Consider the following 23,126-nt stretch of genomic DNA (forward strand, 5'->3'; position numbering starts at 1 on the left):
GTCGGGCCGCCGCCCGTGCGGGGAGGCCGCCGCCCCGGCTGTCCGCCGGGGCGGCGGCCTCGTTGTGGGGCCGGGCGGCGGGCCGTCAGGGGTGACGGGCCGGGGCGAGGGCCGGTACGGCGCTGAACACGCCGTCGGGGTCGTAGCGGCGCTTGACGTCCAGCAGCCGGGCGGCGTTGGGGCCGAAGCCGAGCAGGGCGCGGTCGCGTTCGTCCGCGCCGAGGAGGTTGGGGTAGCCGCCCGGCAGCGCGTGCCCGGCGAGCTCGGCGGACACCCCGCGGGCCCACTCGCGGTGGGCGACGTCGGCGGCCGTGTCGCCCTCCGGCACCCACGACCCGGCGATCTCGACCAGGAGGTGGTCCCGGCGCAGCGCGAACGGCGTGGCGTCGGCGGGGACGCGGGCGGCGGCGCCGTGGAAGTGGTGCAGGAAGATCCCGGAGTACGGGGACGTCATCCGGGCGGCCGCCGAGACGAGCAGGTCCGTGGTGGTGTCGGTGAGCCCGGGCAGCCAGCGGGTGCGCATCTCGTTGTGCCGGCCGTCGACGATCGTGTCGTCGAACAGGCCGAGGACGTCCTGGTAGGCCATGGGGGCGAGCCCGTTGAACACCGGTGTGCCGAGCCGGGCGAGCGCGCCGGTGACCTCCTCGCCCCGCGCCGGGTCGCCGCTCCACAGGGGCAGCAGGAAGAGCACCGGGGAGCCGTCCGGGCCGGTGAAGAAGCCCGCCATCACGGTCAGTCCGTCCGGTGCGCCGGCCAGCACCTCGCGGTGGGCGCGCAGCACGGACGCGGCCTGGTCCAGGGGGAACAGCAGCAGGCCGGACACCACGGTGGTGCCGGGGTGGACGCGGAGGCGCAGCCGGGTGGTGACGCCGAAGTTGCCGCCGCCGCCGCGCAGCGCCCAGTACAGGTCGGGGTGCTCCTCGGCGTCCGCGGTGACCTCGGTGCCGTCGGCGAGGACGACGTGCGCGCCGAGCAGGTTGTCGGCGGCCAGGCCGTGGCTGCCGGTGAGCAGCCCGTACCCGCCGCCCAGGGTGAGCCCGGCCACGCCCACGGCCTTGACCGTGCCGAGCACGGCCCGCGCGCCGTGCCGGTGGGCCGCGGTGACCAGGCCCCCGGCCCGGACGCCGCCCTGGACCTCGGCGGTGCCGGCGGCCGCGTCCACGGTGATGGCGTCGAGCGCCCGGAGGTCCACGACGACGCCGCCGTCGCACAGTGCCCGGCCGGCCCAGTCGTGGCCGCCGCCGCGCACCGACAGGGGCAGGCCGTGCGCCCGGGCCACACGGACGGCGGTGGCCACGTCCCGTTCGTCGGCGCAGCGGACGAGGGCGGCGGGCCGCCGGTCCACGGCGCCGTTCCAGATCCGCCGGGCGCCGTCGTAGGCGGCGTCGCCGGGGAGGTGGACGGCGCCGCGGATCACCGTCCGCAGTTCCCGGCCGGGTGCGGTGCTGAGCGAAGTGGATCTCATGGATGTGCCCCTTCGGTCGGTGTGGCGGCAGAGCGAAGGGCGCCCGGGCAGGCCGGGCGCCCTTGGGGGTGGTGCGGTGGACCCGGTGGGGTCAGCGGACGACCTTGGCGTAACGCGCCGACCGGACCGTGGTCTTGTCGACGGCGGCCAGGAAGTCCTGCGTCTCGGCGGCGCCGAAGAAGCCGTTCATGGTGGCGTCGGCGTCCTCGGGGGTGGCCCAGTGGACGATCACCAGGTACTCGCCGTCCTCGCTGCGCGAGACCTCGCGGGAGACGAATCCGGGGCGCCGGGCCATGTACTCGGTCTCGACCTTGCGGTCGAGGTCCTCGAACACGGCGGTCTCGGTGCCGGGCACGAGCTTGAACTGCACGGTCTCTATGGTGCTCATGGCGAGTCCTCCTGGAAGGCGTCGGCGTGGGCGCGGGCCCACTGGTCGAAGGTGCGGGGCGGCCGGCCGAGGAGTTCGGCGACGGTGGGCCGGACGCGGGAGTCGTCGAGGGTGCCGTCCGCGTAGTAGCGGAAGAAGGCGTCGATGTACTCGGGGGGCGTGCCGTCGCTCTCCATCTCCTTGCGGGCCTCGGCGTCGCTCAGGCCTTCGAAGCGCAGGGGGCGCCCGAGGACCTCGCCGAGGATCCGCACCCGGTCGGCGGGGAGCAGCGGTTCGGGGCCGCTGACGGCGTGGGCGCGGCCGAATTGGCCGGGGTCGAGCAGGACGTGCGCGGCGACGGCGGCGATGTCGTACGGGTCGATCATGGCGACGGCCACGTCCGGGAACGGGGCGCGCACCAGGTCGCCGGCCGCGAGCTGCGCGGTCCACTGGAAGGTGTTGGACATGAAGCCGCTGGGCCGCAGGATCGTCCAGGGCAGTCCGGAGTCCCGTACCGCCTCCTCGGAGAGGATCATGAACCGCGAGATGGCGTTGTCCATGTCGCCGTCCGGGGCGGCGATGCTGGAGAGCAGGACCACGTGCTCGACCCCGGCACGGGCGAACTCGGCGAGCAGGCCCGGCATGTCGGCGTACCCGGGCAGCAGGAACACCGCCCGGACGCCGTCGAGCGCGTCGCGCAGGGACGCGGGGCGGTTCAGGTCCCCGACGGCCGCCTGGGCCCCGGCCGGGGGTTCGGCGGCGTTCCTGACCAGGGCGCGTACCGGCCGGCCGGAGCCGGCCAGCCTCGCGGTCAGCTCGCCGCCGACGTGGCCGGTGGCTCCGGTCACCAGGATCATGGGGGCTCCTCGGGTCGGGTGAGGTCGGATCGGATCGGATCGGGTCAGGTCAGGTCAGGTCAGGTCAGGTCAGGTCGAGGACGAGGCGGCCGCGGACGTGGCCCTGCTCGCCGAGTGCGTGCGCCTTTGCCACCTCCTGAAGCGGGAAGGTCCGCTGGATCTCGGGGCGGATGCTCCCGGCGGCGAGCAGGCCCGCGAGCCGGTCGAGGACCGGGCCGTCGGGGTGGACGTAGGTGAAGGCGGCGCGCACGCCGTGGTCCTGGGCGGTCCGCCGGTGATCGGGGCCCTCGCCCTTGAGGGTGACGAGGGTGCCGCCGGGCCGTACCACGTCGAGCAGCCGGTGGAACTCGGGCCCGCCCATGGGATCGACCGCCAGATCCACGTCCGTGACCTCCTTCCCCAGGGGCACGGTCCGGTAGTCGACGGCCCGCTGGGCGCCGAGGGAGCGGACGAAGTCGTGGTTGGCGGGGGACGCGGTGCCGATGACCTCGGCGCCGGCGCCGGCCGCGAGCTGCACCGCGATGTGCCCCACTCCCCCGGCGGCGCCGGACACCAGGACGCGGTCGCCCGCCTTCAGGGCGCCGTGCTCGAAGAGCGTCTGCCAGGCGGTGAGCCCGACCATGGGCAGCGACGCGGCCACCACGTGGTCCACCCCGTCCGGCTTGGCGGCGAGTTCCCCCTCCGGCGCGACGGCGTACTCGGCGTACCCGCCCGCCAGGGCCGGGAAGCGCGGCATGCCGAACACGGCGTCGCCCTCGGTGAACCGCCGGACGCCCGGGCCGGTGGCGGCCACCGTGCCCGAGACGTCCCAGCCGAGCACGGCGGGGAACCGTTCGACGCCGACGCCCCGCCCGGCCCGGGTCGCCCAGTCGATGGCGTTGACGCCGGCCGCGTGGACGCGGACCAGCACCTCGCCCTCGCCGGGCACCGGGACGGGCAGCTCCCGCACGTGGAGGGTGCCGGGGGTGCCGAAGGCGTCGACGACCGCGGCGCGCATGGTCCCCGTCACGGCGCCAGGCGCAGGTCGTGCTTGGGGGCGAACTCCACGATCTGCCGCTTCTGCTCGTCGGTGAGCGGGACCGGGGCCTCGCCGGCCCGCGCCTCCCGGCCGATCTCCATGAAGAACTTCTCCAGGTACGCCGGGGTGAACAGGAACAGCATCCGGCTGGTGTGGAGGCCGACGTTGCGGAAGCGGTGGCGGGTGCCGCGCGGCACGAAGACGAAGTCGCCGTCGTGGGCGGTGAAGGTCTTCTCGCCGTTGAGGAACTCGATGTCGCCGTTGAGGATGTAGAACGCCTCGTCGGCGTGCGGGTGGATGTGCGGCGGCGGGCCGCCGCCGGGCGGGACGGACGCCTCGGCGAAGGTGAGCGACCCGCCCGTGTTCTCGCGGGTGGCCTTGAAGGTGTAGATGGCGTCGCCGAACCAGTACGTCGGGCCGGTGCCCGCCGGGTGGTGGACGACGTCGCCCTCGGGGTGGGGGCCGGTGGCCCCCGTGGTGGGCTGCGCGGTGGTGGTCATCTGGGTCTCCCGGAGGGTCAGAGGCGGAACAGGCCGGGGTCGGCGACCACGACGTCGAGCAGGACCGGGCCGTCGGCGCTCAGCGACTCGCGCAGCGCCGCCTGGAGGCCCTCGGGCGTCTCCACGCGTTCGCCGCGCACGCCGAAGCCGCGGGCGAGCTGGGCCATGTCGACGCCGCTGAGGTCGTACCCCTTCTCCCAGGACTTCTGGTCCTGGAGGTAGTACTTCAGCGACAGGTAGCCGGCGTTGTCGGGGATGACGAAGGTGACCGGCAGGTTGTGCTGGGCGGCGGTCCACAGGGAGTGCAGGGTGTACTGGGCCGAGCCCTCGCCGACGACCACGACCGCGCGGCGGTCCGGCCGGGCCAGCGCGTAGCCGACGGCGCCGGCGAACGGGAAGCCGAGGGCGCCGCTGGCGGTGGCGAAGTAGCCGTTGCCGGCGCCGAGCGGGATCTGCTCGTGGAAGTCGGCGCGGGCGATGGGCAGTTCCTCGAAGAGGACGGCCGTCTCGGGCAGTTCCTTCGACAGCAGGTGGAACAGGTACGCCTGGGTGAGCGGCGTGGACGGCTCCGGTACGGCGACGGGCTCGCGCACAGGGGCCAGCTCGACCCGCTCGCGCTGCTCGACCAGCGGGACCAGGCCGCGGACGACGTCGCCGGGCCGGGCGATGAACGCCGCGTCGGCCAAGGTGGCGGCGGCCGCCTGCGGGTCGTCGGTGACGTGCAGGAACCGCACGTCGGCGGTGAGGGTGGGGCGGGGGCTCCGGTCGAGGTCGGCGGGCGCGGTGGAGAACAGGTCCCACGCGGTGAACAGGGTGAACGCGGGCCCGCCGAGGACGACGACCACGTCGTGCTGGGCGGCGAGCCGCTCGTTGATCAGCTCCGGGATGGGCGGCAGGACACCGGCGAACAGCGGGTGGTCCTCCGGGAACGCCCCGCGGTTCCACACCGGGGCGCCCCAGACACGGGCGTTGAGCTTCTCGGCCAGCTCGACCAGCGCGCCGCGCGCGCCCTGGGCGTCCACCGGGCCGCCGGCGATCAGTCCGGGGCGGCGGGCGCCGTTGAGGGCGGCGGCGATGCGCTCCAGGGCGGCGGGCGACGGGACGGTGGCGTCCTCGACGGTGGGGATGCGGACCGGGTCGGGGTCGGCGGGGCGTACGAAGTCGTCCTCGGGGACGGCCACGAAGACGGGCCCCTGGGGCGCCTGCTTGGCGATCCGGTAGGCCTGGGCGATGGTGGCCGGGACGTCCTGGGGGCGGGCGGGTTCGGCGGCCCACTTGATGTACGGCTTGGGGAGCTGGGTGGCGTCCTTGGCGATGAGGAACGGGTCGCCGAGGAGCATCTTGCGGGCCTGCTGGCCGCCGAGGATGACCATGGGGGTCTTGGCGGAGGCGGCGGTGTAGACGCTGCCCATGGCGTTGGCGAGGCCGGGGCCGCCGTTGATGATGACGAGCGCGGGCTCACCGGTGGCCTGGGCGTAGCCGTCCGCCATGCCGACGACGGAGGCCTCCTGGAGGCCCATGACGAAGCGGAACTCGTCCTCGGGCCAGGCCTCGAAGAGCTTCATCTCGGTGTGGCTGGGGTTGCTGAAGATGGTCGTCAGACCCAGTCGGCGCAGGACGTCCAGCGTTTCGTCGCGTACGGTCCGGTGGCCGGTTGCCTCGGTCACGGTCATTCTCCTGACGGGGGTGGGTTAGTTGGCGGGGCTTGCCACGACTGTGGGAAGGGTGAGCTTGCGCCCGGCCCAGGTGGCGGGGAGGGCGAGGGCGCAGACGATCAGCGCGACGAGGGGGGCGCGGCCGACGTCGTACGTGGCGACCGCCCAGCCGCCGATGGCGGCGCCGGCGGCGATGCCCGCGTTGACGGCGGAGGCGCCGAGGGTGGCGGCGAGGTCGCCGCCGGGGCCGGCGAGGGAGATGATCCGCAACTGGAGCGACGGGACGATGCCGAAGCCGACGAGGCCCCAGGCGGCCAGGGCGAGCGCGGCGAGCACCGGGTTGGAGCCGGTGAGGTGGAGCGCGCCGAGGGCGAGGACCAGGACGGTGTTGCCGACGAGGAGGGTGAGGTCGGCGTTCCGGTCGGCGAACTTCCCGCCGGCGAAGGTGCCGATGGCGCTGGCGAGGCCGAAGACCAGGAGGAAGGCGCTGACGCCGCCGCCGGAGATGCCGGTGACCTCCTCCAGGTAGGGGGCGAGGTAGGTGAAGGCGGTGAACTGCCCGCCGAGCAGCAGCAGTCCGATGCCGAGCATGGCCAGCACGCGGGGCGCGAAGGCGTGCCGCGCCTGGGCGCGCAGCCCGCCGGAGCCGCTGCCGTCGACCGGGGGGACGAGGGCGAGGACGGCGACGAGGGCGAGGGCGCCGAGGATCACGATGCCGGTGAAGGCGGCACGCCAGCCGATGGACTGGCCGACGAGCGTGCCGAGGGGGACGCCGATGACGGTGGACACGGCGATGCCGCCGAACACCATGGAGACGGCCTGTCCGCGGCGCTCGGCCGGGACGAGTCCGGCGGCGACGGCCGAGGCGACGCCGATGAACAGTCCGTGGATGGCGCCGGTGACGACCCGCGCGGCGAGCAGCAGGCCGAACGCGGAGGCGAAGACGGCGACGAGGTTGCCGGCGACGAAGACCGCGAGGGCGAGCCACAGCAGGGTGCGGCGGGGCAGCTTGATGGTCGCGGCCGTGACGAGGGGGCCGCCGAGGGAGATGCCGAGCGCGTACGCGGTGACGAGGAGGCCCGCCGTGCCGACGGACACGTCGAGGTCACCGGCGATGAGGCTCAGGACGCCGACGATGACCAGCTCGGCGGTGCCGATCACGAACGCGCCGAGCCCGAGGGCGGCCAGTGCGTGGGTACTGCTGCGGGTCCCGCTCATCCGCGAGCCCCTCCTTCGTTTTCCGTTCGGACGGTGTGTGCGCACGCCCCGCGGCCGCCCGGCCGCGCGAGGACGGCGGCGGCCGGACGGCGTGGGGGTGGGGGTGGTGTGGGGGTGGGGGTGGTGGTGTGGGGGTGGTGGTGTGGGGGTGGTGGTGTGGGGGGCGGGCGCGGGCCGCCGGCCGGGGCCGGGCGGGCTCCGCTCAGACCTTGTAGCGCTGCTTGACGTCCTCGGCGAAGCCGAGGTAGTCCCGCAGCGGCCAGACCTGCTCGAACTCCAGGTACTCGCGCATGGGCAGGCGGCCCAGGGCGGTGCGGTCGAGCTCCTCGGCGTCCGGGGAGTCGATGATGGCGATGACGCGCTTCTGGGCGGCCACCTTCCAGATGCCCACGCAGAAGCCGGAGTCGACCGTCTCCTGGGCGTGGACCGCCTCTTCCTGCTCCAGCTCCCACAGCTCGTCGAGCGTGAGCCGGCCCTCGTGCTTCCACTTCATCTGGACGTAGAACAGCATGGGGTCACTTCCCGTCGGTGTCGCGGATCAGTGCGGTGAGCGCGTGGTCGGCGCCGAACACCTCGACCGCGAGATCGAGCGGCGTCTTGCCGTCGTGCCCGACCAGGTCGAGCCGGGCGCCGGCGCCGACGAGGATGCGGACGCACTCCTCGTAGCCGTGCCACAGGGCGTCGTGCAGCGGGGTGTAGCCGTTCGTGGCGCCCTGGAAGTCCAGGTCGATGCCGGGCCGGCCGACGAGCTGCGCGGTGATGTCGGCGTGGCCGTTGTAGACCGCCTTGTGCAGCGGTACGGCGCCGAAGGTGGGCTCCACGGCGTTGACGTCGGCGCCCGCCTCCAGCAGCAGGGCGACGATCTCGCCGTGGCCGTCGCGGGAGGCGACCAGCAGCGGGGTGTGCCAGTCGTTGAAGCCGCCCAGGAAGGGGAAGCGCTCGTCGACCTCGGCGCCGGCGTCCAGCAGTTTGCGGACGCGGGCGGTGTCGCCGTCGGCGGTGGCGGCCATCAGCTCCTGGCGGGCCACCGCCGCCTCGTCGCTCGCGCGCCGGGCGTCGAGGTGCCGCTCGGCCTCCAGCAGCTTGTCCTTGCCGAAGGTGTTGACGTTCAGCTCGTACTGGAAGTGCTGCTCCAGCGAGAAGCCGTAGTGCGTGTACACCTTGAGGGAGGCGCCCCGGTCGAGCAGGTACGCGGCGATGTCCGGGTACTTGTACCAGAGGGCGTCCATCAGGGCGGTGTGCCCGGTGGTGGGCGCGACGGCGTCGACGAACGCGCCGGCCTCGACCAGGGCGCGCACCACGTCGAGACTGCCGCCCTGGCAGGCCTTGTGCAGGGCGGTGGCGCCGGCGCGGGTGTCGGCGGTGTGGACGTCGGCGCCCGCGCCGATCAGCGCGCGGACGGTCGGGGCGTCGGCCTGACCGGCGGCGATCATCAGCACGGTCAGCCCGCTGGCGGTGTCCCGGGTGGACGGGTCGGCGCCGGCGGCCAGCAGCCCCGCCACGTCGGCGGTGTCGCGGTCGCGGACCGCCGCGACGAGGTCGGCGCTCATCAGGCGGCCACCTGCCCGGAGGTGTCACCGCGCAGGGCGCGGATGATGGTGGACGGGTCGGTGTAGGACTTCCAGCGGACGATCCGCCCGTCGCGCACGGTCAGCCACTGGACGAATTCGATCTCGAATTCCAGCCCGGTGCTCCGCACCACGGACAGCTCGTGGATGACGCCCGCCGCGTTCTCGCCGTCGACCGACAGGTTGACCAGCTTCTCGAACTTGATCTCGCATTCCCCGGAGAAGATCTGGAGGCTGGCGAGGACCGCGTCGCGGCCGCGGATCGTGCCGATCCACTTCATGTCGTCGTTGTAGCCGGGGACCGGCGTGTAGTTGATCCACTCGACATCGTCGGCGAGCAGTCCGAGACACGTCTCGAAATCCCCGGAGGAGAGCGCGTCGAACCAGCGCTGGGCGACGATGCGCGTCGCTGCCGTGAGGTCACTCATGTGTACTCCTCGATAAGCCCGAGAGAATTCCCAGAAGATAGTGGTTCCGTTTTCGGCTGCTCGCCAACAATGTGCCGCGTACTTTCTGGGGTCAGGATTCCTGTGACTTCGCGGCCATGGTGAGCAGTTGCTGGTTCCCGTCCGCCCAGGTCGCCGTCATGACGATGTCGGAGATGCGCCAGCCGCTGTCGGTGCGCACGAGCGCAAAGCGGTAGTGGCCGCCGAGGGTCCACAGCGGGCCGCCGTGCTCGTTCGGCAGCCGGTGCGTGGCCTGGAACATGGCGGTGCACACGGCGGTGTCGCCGTCGAGGTCGACGAGGAAGTTGCTGAACACGTGCTGGGTGGCGGTGAAGCTGCCGAGCAGCCCGGACCAGGCGGCCACCAGGCCCTTGCGGGGGACGACGGCCGGCTCGCCGCCGTTGAGGCTGGTGTAGTCGAGCCGGACCTCGTCCGTGAACACCCGCTCCAGTGCCTCCCAGTCGCGCTGGTCGGTGTACCAGCCCATGCGGGTGCAGGTGTCGATGACGTCAAGTCGGTCCGCCGTGGTGCTCATCGGCCGACCACCTCCAGATTCTCCGTGGGTGCGTAACAGGTGTGGCCCGACTGCTTGGTCCACCGGTGCTCGATGAACAGGGCGCAGACGATCAGGGCCCCGAGGGACATCACCTCGCCGACGGCGGCGCCGAAGTGGCCGGCCGGCACGGTGAGGAAGGCCAGCGCGGCGGCCGCGAAGTGGAACCGCTGCGGGCCGATCTTGAGGATGCCGTGGAACCAGGCGATGCCAGCCAGGTAGAGCGCGACGCCGCCGGCCAGGGCGAGGGAGGGGGCGAGCGGCAGCTCGGCGAAGGGGTGCACGATCGTCTTCTTCACGGCCGCGGCGATCAGGATGAGCCCGAGCAGCATCGGGACGTGCGCGTAGAAGAAGGCGGACAGCGCCATGCGGGAGCGGGTGGTGGAGTCCTGGCGCTCCAGGGCGACCTCGGCGCGGCGCGCCTTCTCCGACTCGTTGAAGTACACCCACCACAGGCAGGCCGGGATGATGAAGATGAGTACGGCCGTGGTGACCACGGACAGTCCGGCCGGGGCGCCGTCGGTGCCGATGCCCAGCGCCAGGAAGGAGTCGCCCAGCGCGATGATCATCAGCAGCCCGTGGCGTTCCACGAAGTGGCCGGGTTTCAGGTCGAACCCGGAGACGCCGGTGATGATCGGCGCGAGGATCTCCAGGAGCACGGCGCCGCCCCAGCACGTGTACATCGGCGGCCCGTCGAGGAAGCCGGCGCGGATGATCAGGAGCGCTCCGGTGACGTGGAAGGGCGCGATGCGCAGCATGTTGCGGGCGGCCTTGGGGCCGCTGAAGGCGAACAGGGCCGCGTGGACGCTGACGATCAGCAGGTAGCCGACGCCGAAGGCGACGCCGTCGCCGTGGAAGGCGTTGGGCGTGGTGAGCCCGATGACCAGGAACGAGGCCATGCCGAGGAGCAGCAGCAGCCGCTGGTGCTTGCCGTGCGGCGGGACGTGGTTGGTGAGCCAGGCGTAGCCGCCGTACATCCACCACAGCAGCCAGAAGATCAGCAGGACCTGGAGGACCCCTTCGGGGTTCATGCGGTCGCTGAAGACGCGGGCGAGCTGGGTGAAGTTGAAGACGAACGCGAGGTCGAAGAACAACTCCAGGGTGGTGACCCGCGCCTTGTCATCCAGCGGCGCGTCGTCGCCGGTTTCCCGGGTGAGTTCCGGTGCGAGGGACATGGCCGTGAAGGTAACGGCCGGTTCGGGCGGGGGTCGAAGAAATCGGCTCGACATCATGAAGTCGCGCGGACGCCCGGCGCACCGGTCCGATGCCCGAACACCGGCCCGAATGTTCACGGAACGGCAAAATCCGCCCTTGACATAAGAAAGTCTGCCTGTCCTCGGGCCTCGAAATCGGGGGATTTTCTGCGCCCACACCCTCGGTCCCACCTCAGCTTTCCGGTCGACCGGAAGGTTTTTGGGGGCGCATTTCGGCCCGGCGGTCCGCCGCCGTCCGAAACATAAGGTCTCCCACACCTGGGCGGCTTGGCCCGAAGCCGCCCTTCGAGAGAAGAGAGACACACGTGCACCGCATTCGCCCTTTCCGTTCCCTGATGGCCGCCGGGCTTTCGCTGGCCGGTCTGCTCACCCTGACCGCGATGACCGGCACGGCCGCCGCCGAGGATGACGGCGCCGAGGCCAAGTACGCGGCCGGTACGGCCTTCACGCTGCCCGGTGCCCGGGCCTTCCCCGAGGGCATCGCCGTGGACGCCAGGAACGGCGACTTCTACGTCGGCTCGTACGCCACCGGCGCGATATACCGCACCCCGGCCGGCCAGAAGACCGCCGAGGTGTTCCTCCCGGACGGCACCGACGGACGGACCGTCGCGGCCGGCCTCAAGGTCGACCCGGCCGGCCGGCTGTGGGTCACCGACCCCAAGGGCGTGATGGTCTACGACCTCGCGACCCGCAAGCGCGTCGCGCACTTCGCCGTGTCCGCCCCGGAGGCGTCCCTGCTCAACGACCTGGACATCGCTCCGGACGGCTCGGCCTACGTGACCGACTCGTACCTCGCGGTGGTCTACCGCGTCACCCCGGCGCAGCTCCGGACCGCGATATCGGCGGGCGGCGACGGCGGGACGCTGACCACCGCGTACAACCTGACCGGCGTCATCCCGCCGCAGCCGGCGAAGACGGTGACGCTCAACGGCATCGAGGCCGACGCCGCGGGCGGCTACCTGATCACGGTCGACTCGGCCGGCGGCGGACTGTACAAGATCGACCTGAGATCGGGCGCGATGCAGAAGGTGGCGGGCACCGTCAGCCTCAAGTACGGCGACGGACTGCACCTGGAGTCCGGCCGGGTGTGGGTCGCGCACTACGGCAACGACACGCTGACCCGGCTGCGGCTGAACCCGGACGTCACGTCCTTCACCGTGGAGCGCCAGGTCGTCGATGCCACGCTGGACATGCCGACCACGCTGGTGCGCCGCAACAGCCACCTGTACGTGGTGCGTTCGCAGTTCGACAAGATGGCCGGCGGTACGGCCGAACTCCCGTTCACCATCGCCGACGTGACCGGGTTCTGAGGCCGACGGCGGGGGGACCGGGGGGCCCGCCCCGGTCCCCCCGCCGCTCCTCCGGCCCGGCGGCCCGGCCTCAGCCGGCGGTCGTCACCGGTACGGTCCGCACGTCCCCGGCGCCGCCCGCGCCGCCCCCGTCCGCCGCGCGCGGCCCGGACGCCGGCCCCTGCGGCGCCTTCAGGAACCGGGTGGCCCACACCACGGGCAGCGCGACGACGGCGGCGACCAGGGCGGCCACCGGCACCTCCCCGGTGCCGAAGGAGGCCAGGGCCCAGCCGCCGACCGCCGAGCCCAGCGCCACGCCCACGTTGGCGGCGGACGCCCCGAGCGTGGCGGCCAGGTCGGCGCCCTCACCCGCGAGGGAGATGACCCGGAGCTGGAAGGACGGCGTGACACCGAAACCGACGATGCCCCAGCCGGCCAGGGCCAGCCCCACCAGCCAGGCGCTGGAGCCGAACGCCCACAGCGCGGCCATGGCCACGATCACGACGAGGTTGCCCACCAGCAGGGTGGCGGAGGCGTTGATGTCGGCGAACCGCCCGCCCGCGAACGTACCGATGGCGCTGAACACACCGAAGATCAGCAGGAAGGCGCCCACCGCGCCGCCGGAGATGCCGGTGACGTCCTCCAGGAACGGGGTGAGGTAGGTGAACGCGATGAACTGCGAGCCCATCAGCAGGACCGTGGCCGCCAGCATCGCCAGCACCCGCGGGTGGAAGGCGTGCCGGGCCTGGGCGCGGAGCCCGTCGGCGGTGCTGTGCTCGACCCGCGGCACGCACAGCAGGGTGGCCACCAGCGCGAGCACACCGAGCACGACGACGCTGCCGAAGGTGGCCTGCCAGCCCATGCCCTGCCCGATCAGGGTGCCCAGCGGCACGCCGATGACCGTCGAGACGGAGATGCCGCCGAAGACCAGGCCGACGGCCTGGCCGCGGTGCTCCGGGGCCACCAGGCCGGTCGCCACGGTGGACGCGGCGCCGAGGTAGAGGCCGTGGATGGCGCCGCACAGCACGCGGGCGGCCACCAGCAGGCCGAAGGCCGCGGAGAACACGGCGATCAGGTTGCCCGCGACGAAGAGGGCGAGCGCGACCAGCAGCAGCGTCCGGCGGGACAGCCGGATGGTCGCCGCCGTCACCACCGGACCGCCGAGGGAGACGCCGAGCGCGTACGCGGTGACCAGGAGGCCGGCCGTGCTGACGGAGATGTCCAGGTCACCGGCGATCAGGCTGAGCACGCCGACGATGACGAGTTCGGCGGTCCCGATGACGAACGCGCCGAGGCCGAGCGCGGCCAGCGCCGGTTTGTTGCGGGTCGGGCCGGGCCCGGTTCCGGTTGCGGTGCTCATACGGGAGCCCTTCTGGTTCGTCGGTGCTTCGGCTGGGGGGACGCGTGTGCTCACGCGTACTGGAGGTTCAGCTTCTCGATGCGCCCGTCGCGGACGTCGAACTCGTAGGTGGCCTCGAAGCCGCCGTCGCCGCCGGGGGCGAAGCGGACGAGGAGCGTGGTGCCGTTGCTCTTGGGGGTGTTCTTCAGGACGGTGAGCCTGCCGCCGATGACCTCGTTGCGGGCCCAGTCGCGGATCTCGTCGTGCCCGGTGAACTCCCGCCCCACGTCGGTCAGTTCGGCGTCCGGGTGGAAGGCGTCGACCAGTGCGTCGAGGTCCTCGGCGGCCACGGCGTCGACGTAGGCCTGGGCGGCGGGGTCGACGGCATCGTTGTCGGGCGCCGCCTGCTTGGAGGCCGCGGGAGAGGCGGACGTCGCCGCCCCGGGCGCGGTCCCGCCGGGGGTGGACGGTGCGGCGGCCGCCGCGGGCCGGTCCGCGGTCGCGTCGCCGCCGCCACCGTCGTCGGAGCAGGCGGTGGCGGTGGCGCCCAGCAGCAGGGCGGCGGTGAGGACGGCCGGGGGTGTCAGGCGCTTTCTCATGGGGTTCCTCCCTGGGAGGGTCGGGGGTCAGGCGTAGCTCATGGACACGCCGTGGATGAGCCCGTCCCTGAGCGTGAACTCGTAGCGGGCCCGGAACCCGGCGAGCAGGCCCTCGGGGTCGAACCGCAGCAGCACGGTCGAGCCGTTGGCGCCCGGGGTGTTGCCGAGCACCGTGACCTTGCCGCCGATCACCTCGTCCGCCGCCCACGCGCGGATGGCCTCCCGCCCCTGGAACCGGCGCCCGGTGTCCGTCACCGTGCCGTCCTCGTGGAAGGCGGCGGCCAGGGCGTCCGCGTCCCCGTCGTCCACCGCGTCCACGTAGGCGCGGACGGCCGGGTCGAGGGAGGACAGGGCCTTCGGCTCGTGCGCCTCGGGAGTGGAGCGCAGTGCCTCGCTCGCCGCCGCCTGCACGTAGTCGCTGCTGAACGCCGCCGTGGCACCGAACAGCACGACGGCGGCGATCACGATCCCCGCCGTGCGGCGCCCGCGGCCGGAGGAGAGCTTCATCGTTCTTCCCTTCGTGTACGGGTCGGGGTGCGGGCGGCGGGTCACCACGGGATCCGCCGCCGCTCGCGGAAGAACCCGCCGCTGGGCCCGTCGTCCGGGAGCAGCGCCAGCCAGGTGACGGTGTCCGCCCCCTTCTCCACACCCGTCGGCGCCCACGAGCCGCCCATGTCGGTGCGGACCCAGCCGGGGCAGACCGCGTTGACCTTGACCGAGGGCGGGACGGCGGCGGACACGACGAGGGTGAGCGCGTTGAGCGCGGCCTTGGTGATGCCGTACGCCGCCGGGGAAGGGACGTTGTCGGTCATCGCGCCGAGGCCGGAGGAGACGTTGACGACCCGGCCGTGGCCGCGCCGGACCATGTCGGGGACGAAGGCCCGGCAGGTACGGAAGGCGCCCATCAGGTTGATGTCGACCGTCCGGCGCATCGTCTCCTCGCTGAGGGAGAAGAACGGCTCGGTGGGGTAGACGCCCGCGTTGTTGACGAGCGCGTCGACCTCGACGCCGTCGTCCGCCAGCCGGGCGGCGCACGCCGTGACGCTGTCGCCGTCGGTGATGTCGAGCTGCTCGAACCGGACGGAGAGGCCCTGGCGGGTGAGCTTCTCCGCCGCCGCGCGGCCGCGCGCGGGGTCGCGCGCGGCCAGGACGACGTCGAGCCCCGCGCTGCCGAGCTGGCGGCAGGCTTCCAGGCCGATACCCCGGTTGCCGCCGGTGACCAGCGCGGTGCGGATTGTGTGCGGCGCGTGGGACATGATGACGACGCTAACGGCGTCCGGTACGGCGGGGTCAAAGGTTCCGGCTCGACAACATGAGGTTCACGCGCGGGGGTTCACGCCCCGGTCAGCCCCTGGTAGACGGCGTGCACCCGGTGCGCCGCCCGTTCCCAGCCGAACCGTTCCTCCGCCCGGGCGCGCCCCGCCGCGCCCATGGCGGCCGCGCGTGCCGGATCGGCCAGGAGCTGGTTGACGGCGGCCGCCAGGTCGGAGGCGAACCGTTTCTCGTCGAGCGGGGTACCGGTCCCGTCCCGCTCCTGCTCGATCGGGACCAGCAGCCCGGTCTCCCCGTCGGCGACGACCTCGGGGATGCCGCCGGTGGCGGTGGCGACGACGGCCGTGCCGCACGCCATGGCCTCCAGGTTGACGATGCCCATCGGCTCGTACAGCGAGGGGCAGACGAACACCGAGGCGTGGGTGAGGAACTGGCGCAGCGACTCCGGGTCGAGCATGCCGTCCACCCGGACGACCCCGCCGCGCACCCGGCCCAGCTCGTCGACCAGGGCGGCGGTCTCCGCCGCGATCTCGGGGGTGTCCGGCTGGCCGCAGCACAGCACGAGCTGGGCGGCCGGGTCGAGCTCGAAGGCGGCGCGCAGCAGTTGCGGCAGCCCCTTCTGGCGGGTCACCCGGCCGACGAACAGCACGATGGGCCGGGTGGGGTCGACGCCGTACCGCTCCAGGGCCGCCACCCGGTGGTCGGGGCGCTGGACGGTGGTGTCGATGCCGTTGTGCACCACGTGGACCCGGTCGGGGTCGACGTCCGGGTAGACGCGGAGGATGTCGTCGCGCATCCCCCGCGAGACGGCGATCACCGCGTCGGCGGCCTCGACCGCGGTGCGCTCCACCCAGGAGGACAGCGCGTACCCGCCACCCAGTTGCTCGGCCTTCCAGGGCCGCAGCGGCTCCAGGCTGTGCATGGTCACCACGTGCGGGACGCCGTACAGGAGCTTGGCCAGGTGCCCGGCGGCGTTGGCGTACCAGGTGTGGCTGTGCACCACGTCCGTGCCCTCGCAGCGGGCCGCCATCTCCACGTTGACCCCCAGGGTGCGCAGCGCCGGGTTGGCGCCCTCCGCCAGGGCGGGTTCGCGGTAGGCCGTGACCCCGGGGGCGGTGCGCGGCTCGCCGAAGCAGTGCACCCGCAGGTCGACCAGCGCGGCCAGCTCCCCGGCCAGTTCGCCGACGTGGACGCCGGCGCCGCCGTAGATCTCGGGCGGGTACTCCTTGGTGAGCAGGTCGACGCGTATCGAGGGCCGGGTGCGGGGAGATGGCGTATTCATGCGTACTTCCTGACGTCGAGGGCCTGAAAGACGGTGCGGCCGCGCCCCGGTGCGGAGCGCGGCCCCGGTGGAAGGCCCACGGCGGCGGTACGGCGGGGCGGTCGTTCCCCCCGCCGCGGTCCCCCCTGTCGCGGACGCTAGCCAATCGCTCCGCCCCCGCGCGTCCCCCCGCCGGGCGGAGCGGCCGCCTCCGCCCGGCGCGGGTGGCTCATCGGTCAGGAGGCCCGCTTGCGGGGCTGTGCCTTCTTCGCGGGGGTCTTCTTGGCGGTGGACTTGGCCGTCGACTTGGCCGTGGTCCTCTTCTCGGCCTCCTTGCCGCTCGCCGCGCTCTTCGAGGTGGACTTGCGGGCGGGGGCGGCCTTCTTGGCCGGGCTCCTGGCGGCCGTGGACTTCTTGGCGCCGCTCTCCTTGGGCGCCGCGCGGGCGGATGTCTTCTTCCGGCCGGGCAGCTCGTGGACCGACGCCTCCGCCTCGTCCTCGCCGCGCGCCTCACGGGCCGCGCGGACGCTGTTCTCCAGCGCGGCCATCAGGTCGATGACCTGGCCGCCGGGCTTCTCCTCCTGCGGCGCGGCAACCTCGGTGCCCTCCGCCTTGGCGGCGATCATCTCCTCCACCGCCGTCCGGTAGTCGTCGTGCAGCGTCTCGATGTCGACCTCCCCGAGCGTGTCCATCAGGGCGTCCGCGAGGTCCAGCTCGGCGTCCCGGACGGTCACCGAGGTGTCCGGGGCCACGCCCTCGGGCCGCCGGATCTCGTCCGGCCACAGCAGCCCGTGCATGGCGATGACGTCCTCGACGACCCGCAGCATCCCCAGCCGCTCCCGTCCCCGCAGGGCGAACTTGGCGATCGCCACCCGCTCGCTGCGCTTGAGCGCCTCGCGCAGCAGCGTGTAGGGCTTGGCGGCCGGGACCCCGTTGGCCGACAGGTAGTACGCCGTGTCGATCTGGAGCGGGTCGATCTGCGACGCCGGCACGAAGGCGACGATCTCGATCGTCTTGGCGGTCGGCAGCGGCAGCGAGGCCAGGTCCTCGTCGGTGATCGGGATCATGGTCCCGTCGGCCTCTTCGTACGCCTTGCCGATCTCGTCCGTCGCCACCTCCTCGCCGTCCAGCTCGCACACCTTGCGGTAGCGGATGCGGCCGCCGTCCTCGGTGTGGATCTGCCGGAAGGAGATGGAGCGGTTCTCGGTCGCGTTCACCAGCTTGATCGGGATGCTGACCAGACCGAAGGAGATGGCGCCATTCCAGATGGATCGCACGGTTCATCCCTTTCGTCCGGATTCGTGGGATTCTCATCGTATGACGCCGATCACGGAGGTGGAGGGGCGGCGCCTGGCGCTCAGCAACCTGGAGAAGGTCATCCATCCCGCCACCGGGACGACCAAGGGCGAGCTCCTGCACTACTACGCGACCGCCGCCCCCTGCTTCCTGCCCCACCTCCGGGGCCGCCCGCTGTCCTTCCTCCGCTACCCCGACGGCCCCGACGGCCAGCTTTTCTTCACCAAGAACCCGCCGCCCGGCACACCCTCCTGGGTGAAAACCGTCTCCGTGCCCCGATCGGAGGACAAGAACGCCCACCAGGTGATCGTCGAGGACCTCGCGTCCCTGATGTGGGCGGCGAACCTGGTCGTGGAGTTCCACACCCCCCAGTGGCTGGCCGATGCCCCCGCCCTCGCCGACCGCCTCGTCCTCGACCTCGACCCCGGCACCCCCGCCACCGTCGTCGAGTGCTGCCGGGTCGCCCTCTGGCTGCGGGAGCGCCTCGCCGCCGACGGCCTGGAGGCGTACGCCAAGACCTCCGGCGCCAAGGGCCTCCACCTGTACGTCCCGCTCGAACCGGCCCCCTCGGAACGGGTCCAGGCGTACGCCAAGCAGCTCGCCGTGGAGGCCGAGGCGGAGCTCCCGTCGCTGGTCGTGCACCGGATGACCAAGGCGCTGCGCCCCGGCAAGGTCTTCGTCGACCACAGCCAGAACAACGCCGCCAAGACCACCGCAGCCCCCTACACCCTGCGCGCCCGCCGCGAGCCCGCCGTCTCGGCGCCCGTGACCTGGGAGGAGGTGGAGTCCTGCGGCAACCCCGCGCGGCTGGTCTTCCTCATGGCCGACATGGCCCCGCGCCTCCAGGACTACGGGGACCTGCTGGCCCCGCTGCTGGACCCCGGCCGGGCGGGGGCGCTGCCGTGACGCTCCGGCCGCCGCTGAAGGTGGCGCTCGCGCAGACGGTGGGCAGCCTGCCGCGCGAGGCGGGACTGGCGTACGAACCCAAGTTCGACGGTCATCGGATGGTGATGTTCCGGGAGGAGGACGGGGTGGTCCTCCAGGCCCGCTCGGGCCGGATCGTCACCGCCGCGTTCCCCGACCTGGAGGCGGCCGCCCGCCGGTTGCCCGCCGGCACGGTGCTGGACGGGGAGGTGGTGGTCTGGCGGGAGGGCCGGATCGACTTCGCCGCCGTCCAGGGCCGGGCCGCCGCCACCCCCGGCCGGGCTCCCGGGCTCGCGCGGCGGCTGCCCGCCTCGTACGCCGCCTTCGACGTCCTCGCGGCGGACGGCACCGACCTGCGGCCCCGGCGCTACGCGGTGCGGCGCGAGCGGCTGGTGGACCTGCTCGCGGACCTGGGCCCGCCGATCCAGCCCGTCCCCATGACCACCGACCCGGACCTGGCGGCGACCTGGTACGAGACACTGCCCGGCATCGGCGTGGAGGGCCTGGTCGTCAAACGCCTTGACCAGCCCTACAAGGCGGGCACGCGCGCGTGGCGCAAGCTGCGGCACACCGACACCCGGGACGCGGTGGTGGTCGGGTTCACCGGAAGCCTTCAGCGGCCCGCCTCGCTGGTCCTGGTCCTCCCCGACGACGACACCCCGGTGGTCTCCAGCCCCCTGCCGCCCCGCCTCCGCGCCCGCGCGGGCGCCGCCCTCGCCACGCTGACCCCCGGCGGCCAGGACGTCGCCATGGCGGCCGGCCTGGGCGAGGTGCCCTACCGGTCCGTACCGCCGGAGCTGACCGCCGAGGTCGCCACCGGCACCACCCGGCACACCGTCACCACCGTCCTCCGGCTGAAGGAGCCGGCGTGACCGGCCCGCACGCCACGACCGCCCCGACGAACGGAGCGAGGCCCCCGACAGTCACCCAAGCCAGGTACGGCGGTTGCGGGCCCTCGTGTACAGCGCGTCCACGTCCGCCGGTTTCAGTAGCGCGCCGAGCCGCGCCAGGGACGGGATCTCGCCGTCCCGCAGCACCCGCACCCCGTCGGGGCGGGGCGGCACGTCCAGGCGGGCCGGGCCTGCGACCGCCAGGACCGGGCGCACCGCCGTGGCCAGGGCGTGCGCGGCCCGGTCGGCGTCCCGGCGCAGCCCGCGCAGGTGCGGCCGGGGCTCGGCGCGGCCGACGGCGACCGCCTGCCCGGCGACCCGGACCCGGCGGCCCCGCCCGGCGAGCGTACGCACCGCGAACACACCGGCGGGGCCGATCGCCAGGTGGTCGATCAGGGCGGCGCCCGGCAGGGGCACGCAGTGCAGCACCCGCCATCCCGCCCCGTCCAGCGCGTCGAGGGCGTCGAGGGCGTCGCCGACGTGCTGCTGCGCGGCCAGCTCGGCCAGGCGCGGATCCGGCCGCCCCAGCCCGGCGAAACGCCGCCCGGCGACCGCGTCGAGCGCGCCGCGCAGCACTTCGCCGGGGCGGTTGGGGGCGAGGTCGTCGTCGGGGTGGAGGGTGAGACGGGCCAGGTCGGAGGCGGTGGGGACGGGTGGCGGGCCGACGGTGACCTCGCCGGTGATGTACGGCGCGAGCGCGGCCAGCGCCTCGTCCTCGTACGCGTCGGACAACAGACTGATCCGGCCGCGCTCCGGGTCGTACCACGCGATGTCACGGCCGTCCGGCAGGCTGACGCGGAGCCGGCCGCGGCCTCCCGCACCGACCGGTGTGACCCGCGGTGCCGTCATGCCCCATCACCCCCACGCCCATGGGAACAGGCCGCCCGTCCGGGGGCAAGAGAAGGACGGGAGGCGGTCGGGAACGGGGTGCCGAGCGTGTCCGATTGCCGGGGCACCGCGCTCGCCGGTGTGGTGCACTATTGCCCCCAAGTGCAGTGTTTCGCGGGGAGGAACGGCATGTTCACGGGGATCGACGAGGTCGACTGGGCCTCGCTGGGTCATGCCTACGGTCCGGCCGACGACGTGCCCGGGCTGCTGCGGGGGCTCGCCTCTCCCGACCCGGTGGAGCGGGAGGTCGCGCTGGACGGGATGTACGGCGCGGTGCACCACCAGGGCGAGGTCTATGACGCGACGCTCGCCTGCATCCCCTTCCTGCTGGAGCTGGTGGCGGACCCCGAGGTGCAGGACCGGGGGTGTGTCGTGGAGTTGCTCACCAGCATCGGCGGCATCGACCTCGGCGGCGACGAGGGGCTGGACGAACTCGACCCCGACGACGAGGAGTTCGAGGACGCGGCGAACTACGCGATGGCGGCCGCCGCCGTCGCCGCCGGTGCCGATGTGTTCCTGGCGCTGGTCGCCGACGACGACCGGGAGGTACGGCTCGCGGCACCCGGCGCGCTCGCCTCGCTGCACGGGGACCCGGCACGGGTGCTGGCCCTGCTGCGGGAGCGGCTGACCGTCGAGACCGACCCCGAGGTGCGGCTGGCGCTGGTGGAGGCGGTGGGCCGGATCGCCCTGCGGTACGAGTCGCTGCGCGACGAGATCGTCGACTGGCTGGGCTGGCTGATGGGCGCCGCCCAGGACCCGGCGCTGCGCCTGGCCGCACTCGCCCAGCTCGCCCGGTGCGCCCCCGGGCGGCTCCCCGGCGACGTGGTGGTGACCGTGACGGATTTGCTGGACCGGCTGCGGGAGGCCCCCGGGCGGGACGGCGCCCGGCAGCCGGCCGCGGGCGGGCCGCCCGGCCCGGCGCCCGAGACCGGCATGGGTCCGGCCGGTCCGGTGAGCGAACCCGGCCTGGCCCACGCGACCGGTCTGGCCGAGCTGTGCGAGCTCGCCGACCTCGCGGGCCCCGCCGGTCTCCCGGAGCCGGCCGACCCGCGGCCCGGGGCGCCCACCCTGGTGGGGCAGGTGCGGGAGGTGCGCGAGGAACAGCGGGCGGGCCGCGGCTCGGCGTGGGCGGACGACCTGTTGCGGACCTTGCACAGCGCCCTGGACGACCGCGTCGAGGACCGGATCGCGCTGGTCACCGCCCAGTTGCGCAGCCCGGGCCGGGACCGGCGGGCGGACGCGGTGTGGATGTGCGGCGGCCTGGTGCGCACCTGGCGGGGGACGTACGACGAGGTGGTGCGGCTCGTCGGGGCGCAGCTCGCCGACCCCGAGCCGAGGCTGCGGGAGGCGGCCGTGGCGTGGCTGGGCGAGCTGTTCGAGGTGGCCCGTCCGGCGGCGGACGCGCTGGCCGCCCGGGTGGCGGCCGACCCGGTGCCCTGGGCGCCCGCGCGGGCGGGCGGCCGGTCCGGAACGGGCAGCGCGCTGCTGGCCCTCACCCGTACCGGTGATCCGCGGGCGGTACCGGCGCTCGCGCGCGCCCTGGAGCGGCCGGGGCTGGACAGCCGGCTCGGTTACGCCATCCCGCAGTTGGGCGGGCACGCCGCCCCGCTGGTGCCCGCGCTGCGGCACCGGCTCGGCGCGCTGCCGCTGGACGACGGGCTCAGTGAGGGTGCGGGCCCACTGCTGCTGGCCCTGGCGCGCCTGGGGGCGGTGGAGGCGCTGCCGGAGGTGCTGCGGGTCCTGCGCGGGGCGCCCGCGTTCCGCCGCGAGTGGGTGCTGGAGTCCTCGCTGCGGGCGCTGACCGCCTTCGGCCCGGCGGCGGGCGAGGCGCTGGGTGATCTGCGGGCGCTGCTGGCGGACCGCTCGGTCGCGGTGGCGGCCTCGGCCGCCCGGGCGCTGTGGGCCGTGGAGGGTGACGCCGGGGCGGTCCTGCCCGGGCTGCGGGCGCTGTTGCTGGCGCCGGACGCGGCGCACCGGCGGGAGGCGGCCAGGGTGGTCGGCGCGATGGGGCGGGCGGGCGCGGCGGCGGTCCCGGAGCTGCGGGCGTGCCTGGCGGCGCCCGGGGTATGGCTGCGGGTGGACGCGGCCGTGGCGCTGTGCCGGGTGACCGGCGAGGCCGCGGGCGAGGCGCTGCCGGTGCTGGTGGGGGCCTGGAAGGAGAACCAGCACACCCGGGTGGAGATCGCCGGGTGCCTCGGGGAGCCGGGACCCGTACCGGCGGAGGCGGCCCCGCTGCTGCGGGCGGAGCTGGCCCGCTCCCGTCGGCACAACGCGTCGGACGGCACCGCGGGCGACCATGACGTCCACCAGGACGAGAAGCTGCTGGCGCTGTGCCGGCGGGCGCTGGGCGGGCGGGGATAGCCGGGGGCCGCTGGGGCCGGGGCCGCCGGAACCGGGGGCCGCTGCGGCCTGGGGCGGGGCCGGCGGTCGGGGGCGGGGTCGGCGGTCGGGGGCGGGGTCGGCGGTCGGGGGCCGGGTCGACAAAAGGGACTTCCGTCCGAATAAGG

23 protein-coding genes are annotated in these 23,126 nt (G+C 73.9%); 4 read left to right on the forward strand and 19 right to left on the reverse strand.

Features of this window, described 5'->3' with window-relative positions:
- Window positions 1–85 precede the first annotated feature (85 nt).
- The 12 genes from ACF068_RS01180 to ACF068_RS01235 form a co-directional block, all read right to left on the reverse strand.
- Window positions 86–1,465, reverse strand: coding sequence for an FAD-binding oxidoreductase (locus ACF068_RS01180; protein WP_392272050.1), 1,380 nt, complete (start codon window positions 1,463–1,465; stop codon window positions 86–88).
- Between the two features lie 91 nt (window positions 1,466–1,556).
- Window positions 1,557–1,853, reverse strand: coding sequence for an antibiotic biosynthesis monooxygenase family protein (locus tag ACF068_RS01185; RefSeq protein ID WP_392272051.1), 297 nt, complete (start codon window positions 1,851–1,853; stop codon window positions 1,557–1,559).
- Complete coding sequence (locus ACF068_RS01190) at window positions 1,850–2,689, reverse strand: NAD(P)H-binding protein (RefSeq protein ID WP_392272052.1); 840 nt, start codon at window positions 2,687–2,689, stop codon at window positions 1,850–1,852. The genes ACF068_RS01185 and ACF068_RS01190 overlap by 4 nt, the downstream gene beginning before the upstream one ends.
- A gap of 64 nt (window positions 2,690–2,753) precedes the next feature.
- Complete coding sequence (locus ACF068_RS01195; RefSeq protein ID WP_392272053.1) at window positions 2,754–3,698, reverse strand: NADP-dependent oxidoreductase; 945 nt, start codon at window positions 3,696–3,698, stop codon at window positions 2,754–2,756.
- Window positions 3,695–4,207 (reverse strand): cupin domain-containing protein, encoded by a 513-nt coding sequence (locus ACF068_RS01200; RefSeq protein ID WP_392272054.1) that lies wholly within the window; start codon window positions 4,205–4,207, stop codon window positions 3,695–3,697. The genes ACF068_RS01195 and ACF068_RS01200 overlap by 4 nt, the downstream gene beginning before the upstream one ends.
- A 17-nt stretch (window positions 4,208–4,224) precedes the next feature.
- Entirely contained in the window at window positions 4,225–5,874 is a 1,650-nt protein-coding gene (gene mdlC / locus ACF068_RS01205) for a benzoylformate decarboxylase (RefSeq protein ID WP_392272055.1), read from the reverse strand.
- A 24-nt stretch (window positions 5,875–5,898) separates the two neighbouring features.
- On the reverse strand, window positions 5,899–7,080 hold the full coding sequence (locus ACF068_RS01210) for an MFS transporter (protein ID WP_392272056.1): 1,182 nt from the start codon (window positions 7,078–7,080) through the stop codon (window positions 5,899–5,901).
- Between the two features lie 202 nt (window positions 7,081–7,282).
- Window positions 7,283–7,591: a muconolactone Delta-isomerase gene (locus ACF068_RS01215; RefSeq protein WP_392272057.1), complete on the reverse strand. Its 309-nt coding sequence runs from the start codon at window positions 7,589–7,591 to the stop codon at window positions 7,283–7,285.
- A 4-nt stretch (window positions 7,592–7,595) separates the two neighbouring features.
- Complete coding sequence (locus tag ACF068_RS01220; protein ID WP_392272058.1) at window positions 7,596–8,630, reverse strand: ankyrin repeat domain-containing protein; 1,035 nt, start codon at window positions 8,628–8,630, stop codon at window positions 7,596–7,598.
- Window positions 8,630–9,076, reverse strand: a complete 447-nt coding sequence (locus ACF068_RS01225; protein ID WP_392272059.1) for a nuclear transport factor 2 family protein — start codon at window positions 9,074–9,076, stop codon at window positions 8,630–8,632. The genes ACF068_RS01220 and ACF068_RS01225 overlap by 1 nt, the downstream gene beginning before the upstream one ends.
- 91 nt (window positions 9,077–9,167) lie before the next feature.
- Window positions 9,168–9,629 (reverse strand): nuclear transport factor 2 family protein, encoded by a 462-nt coding sequence (locus ACF068_RS01230; RefSeq protein ID WP_392272060.1) that lies wholly within the window; start codon window positions 9,627–9,629, stop codon window positions 9,168–9,170.
- Complete coding sequence (locus ACF068_RS01235) at window positions 9,626–10,822, reverse strand: low temperature requirement protein A (RefSeq protein ID WP_392272061.1); 1,197 nt, start codon at window positions 10,820–10,822, stop codon at window positions 9,626–9,628. Before ACF068_RS01235 ends, ACF068_RS01230 begins: the two co-directional genes overlap by 4 nt.
- A gap of 374 nt (window positions 10,823–11,196) precedes the next feature.
- Here ACF068_RS01235 and ACF068_RS01240 point away from each other — a divergent pair, with 374 nt between their 5' ends.
- Window positions 11,197–12,171 carry an SMP-30/gluconolactonase/LRE family protein gene (locus ACF068_RS01240; RefSeq protein ID WP_392272062.1) on the forward strand — a complete coding sequence of 325 codons (975 nt, stop codon included), beginning with the start codon at window positions 11,197–11,199 and terminating at the stop codon, window positions 12,169–12,171.
- Window positions 12,172–12,241: 70 nt separating this feature from the next.
- On the opposite strand, the gene ACF068_RS01245 is transcribed toward ACF068_RS01240, so the two are convergent.
- The 6 genes from ACF068_RS01245 to ACF068_RS01270 form a co-directional block, all read right to left on the reverse strand.
- A complete protein-coding gene (locus ACF068_RS01245; RefSeq protein WP_392272063.1) occupies window positions 12,242–13,510 on the reverse strand; it encodes an MFS transporter in 1,269 nt (422 codons plus the stop codon).
- Between the two features lie 50 nt (window positions 13,511–13,560).
- Window positions 13,561–14,088, reverse strand: a complete 528-nt coding sequence (locus ACF068_RS01250) for a nuclear transport factor 2 family protein (protein ID WP_392272064.1) — start codon at window positions 14,086–14,088, stop codon at window positions 13,561–13,563.
- A gap of 27 nt (window positions 14,089–14,115) precedes the next feature.
- Complete coding sequence (locus ACF068_RS01255; protein WP_392272065.1) at window positions 14,116–14,595, reverse strand: nuclear transport factor 2 family protein; 480 nt, start codon at window positions 14,593–14,595, stop codon at window positions 14,116–14,118.
- Between the two features lie 41 nt (window positions 14,596–14,636).
- A complete protein-coding gene (locus tag ACF068_RS01260) occupies window positions 14,637–15,344 on the reverse strand; it encodes an SDR family oxidoreductase (RefSeq protein ID WP_392272066.1) in 708 nt (235 codons plus the stop codon).
- 77 nt (window positions 15,345–15,421) lie between these two features.
- Window positions 15,422–16,642: a glycogen synthase gene (gene glgA, locus ACF068_RS01265; protein ID WP_392272067.1), complete on the reverse strand. Its 1,221-nt coding sequence runs from the start codon at window positions 16,640–16,642 to the stop codon at window positions 15,422–15,424.
- Window positions 16,643–16,857: 215 nt separating this feature from the next.
- Entirely contained in the window at window positions 16,858–17,898 is a 1,041-nt protein-coding gene (locus ACF068_RS01270; protein ID WP_392272068.1) for a Ku protein, read from the reverse strand.
- Between the two features lie 40 nt (window positions 17,899–17,938).
- On the opposite strand from ACF068_RS01270, the gene ligD reads away from it, so the two are divergent.
- Entirely contained in the window at window positions 17,939–18,823 is an 885-nt protein-coding gene (gene ligD, locus ACF068_RS01275) for a non-homologous end-joining DNA ligase (protein WP_392272069.1), read from the forward strand.
- Window positions 18,820–19,713 carry an ATP-dependent DNA ligase gene (locus ACF068_RS01280; protein WP_392272070.1) on the forward strand — a complete coding sequence of 298 codons (894 nt, stop codon included), beginning with the start codon at window positions 18,820–18,822 and terminating at the stop codon, window positions 19,711–19,713. The genes ligD and ACF068_RS01280 overlap by 4 nt, the downstream gene beginning before the upstream one ends.
- 51 nt (window positions 19,714–19,764) lie before the next feature.
- On the opposite strand, the gene ACF068_RS01285 is transcribed toward ACF068_RS01280, so the two are convergent.
- Entirely contained in the window at window positions 19,765–20,580 is an 816-nt protein-coding gene (locus tag ACF068_RS01285; RefSeq protein WP_392272071.1) for an NERD domain-containing protein, read from the reverse strand.
- Between the two features lie 168 nt (window positions 20,581–20,748).
- On the opposite strand from ACF068_RS01285, the gene ACF068_RS01290 reads away from it, so the two are divergent.
- Window positions 20,749–22,980: a PBS lyase gene (locus ACF068_RS01290; RefSeq protein WP_392272072.1), complete on the forward strand. Its 2,232-nt coding sequence runs from the start codon at window positions 20,749–20,751 to the stop codon at window positions 22,978–22,980.
- Window positions 22,981–23,126: the final 146 nt, after the last annotated feature.

Origin of the sequence: Streptomyces sp. NPDC016309 (assembly GCF_043077235.1) — a bacterium.
In the GTDB taxonomy this organism is placed as follows: domain Bacteria; phylum Actinomycetota; class Actinomycetes; order Streptomycetales; family Streptomycetaceae; genus Streptomyces.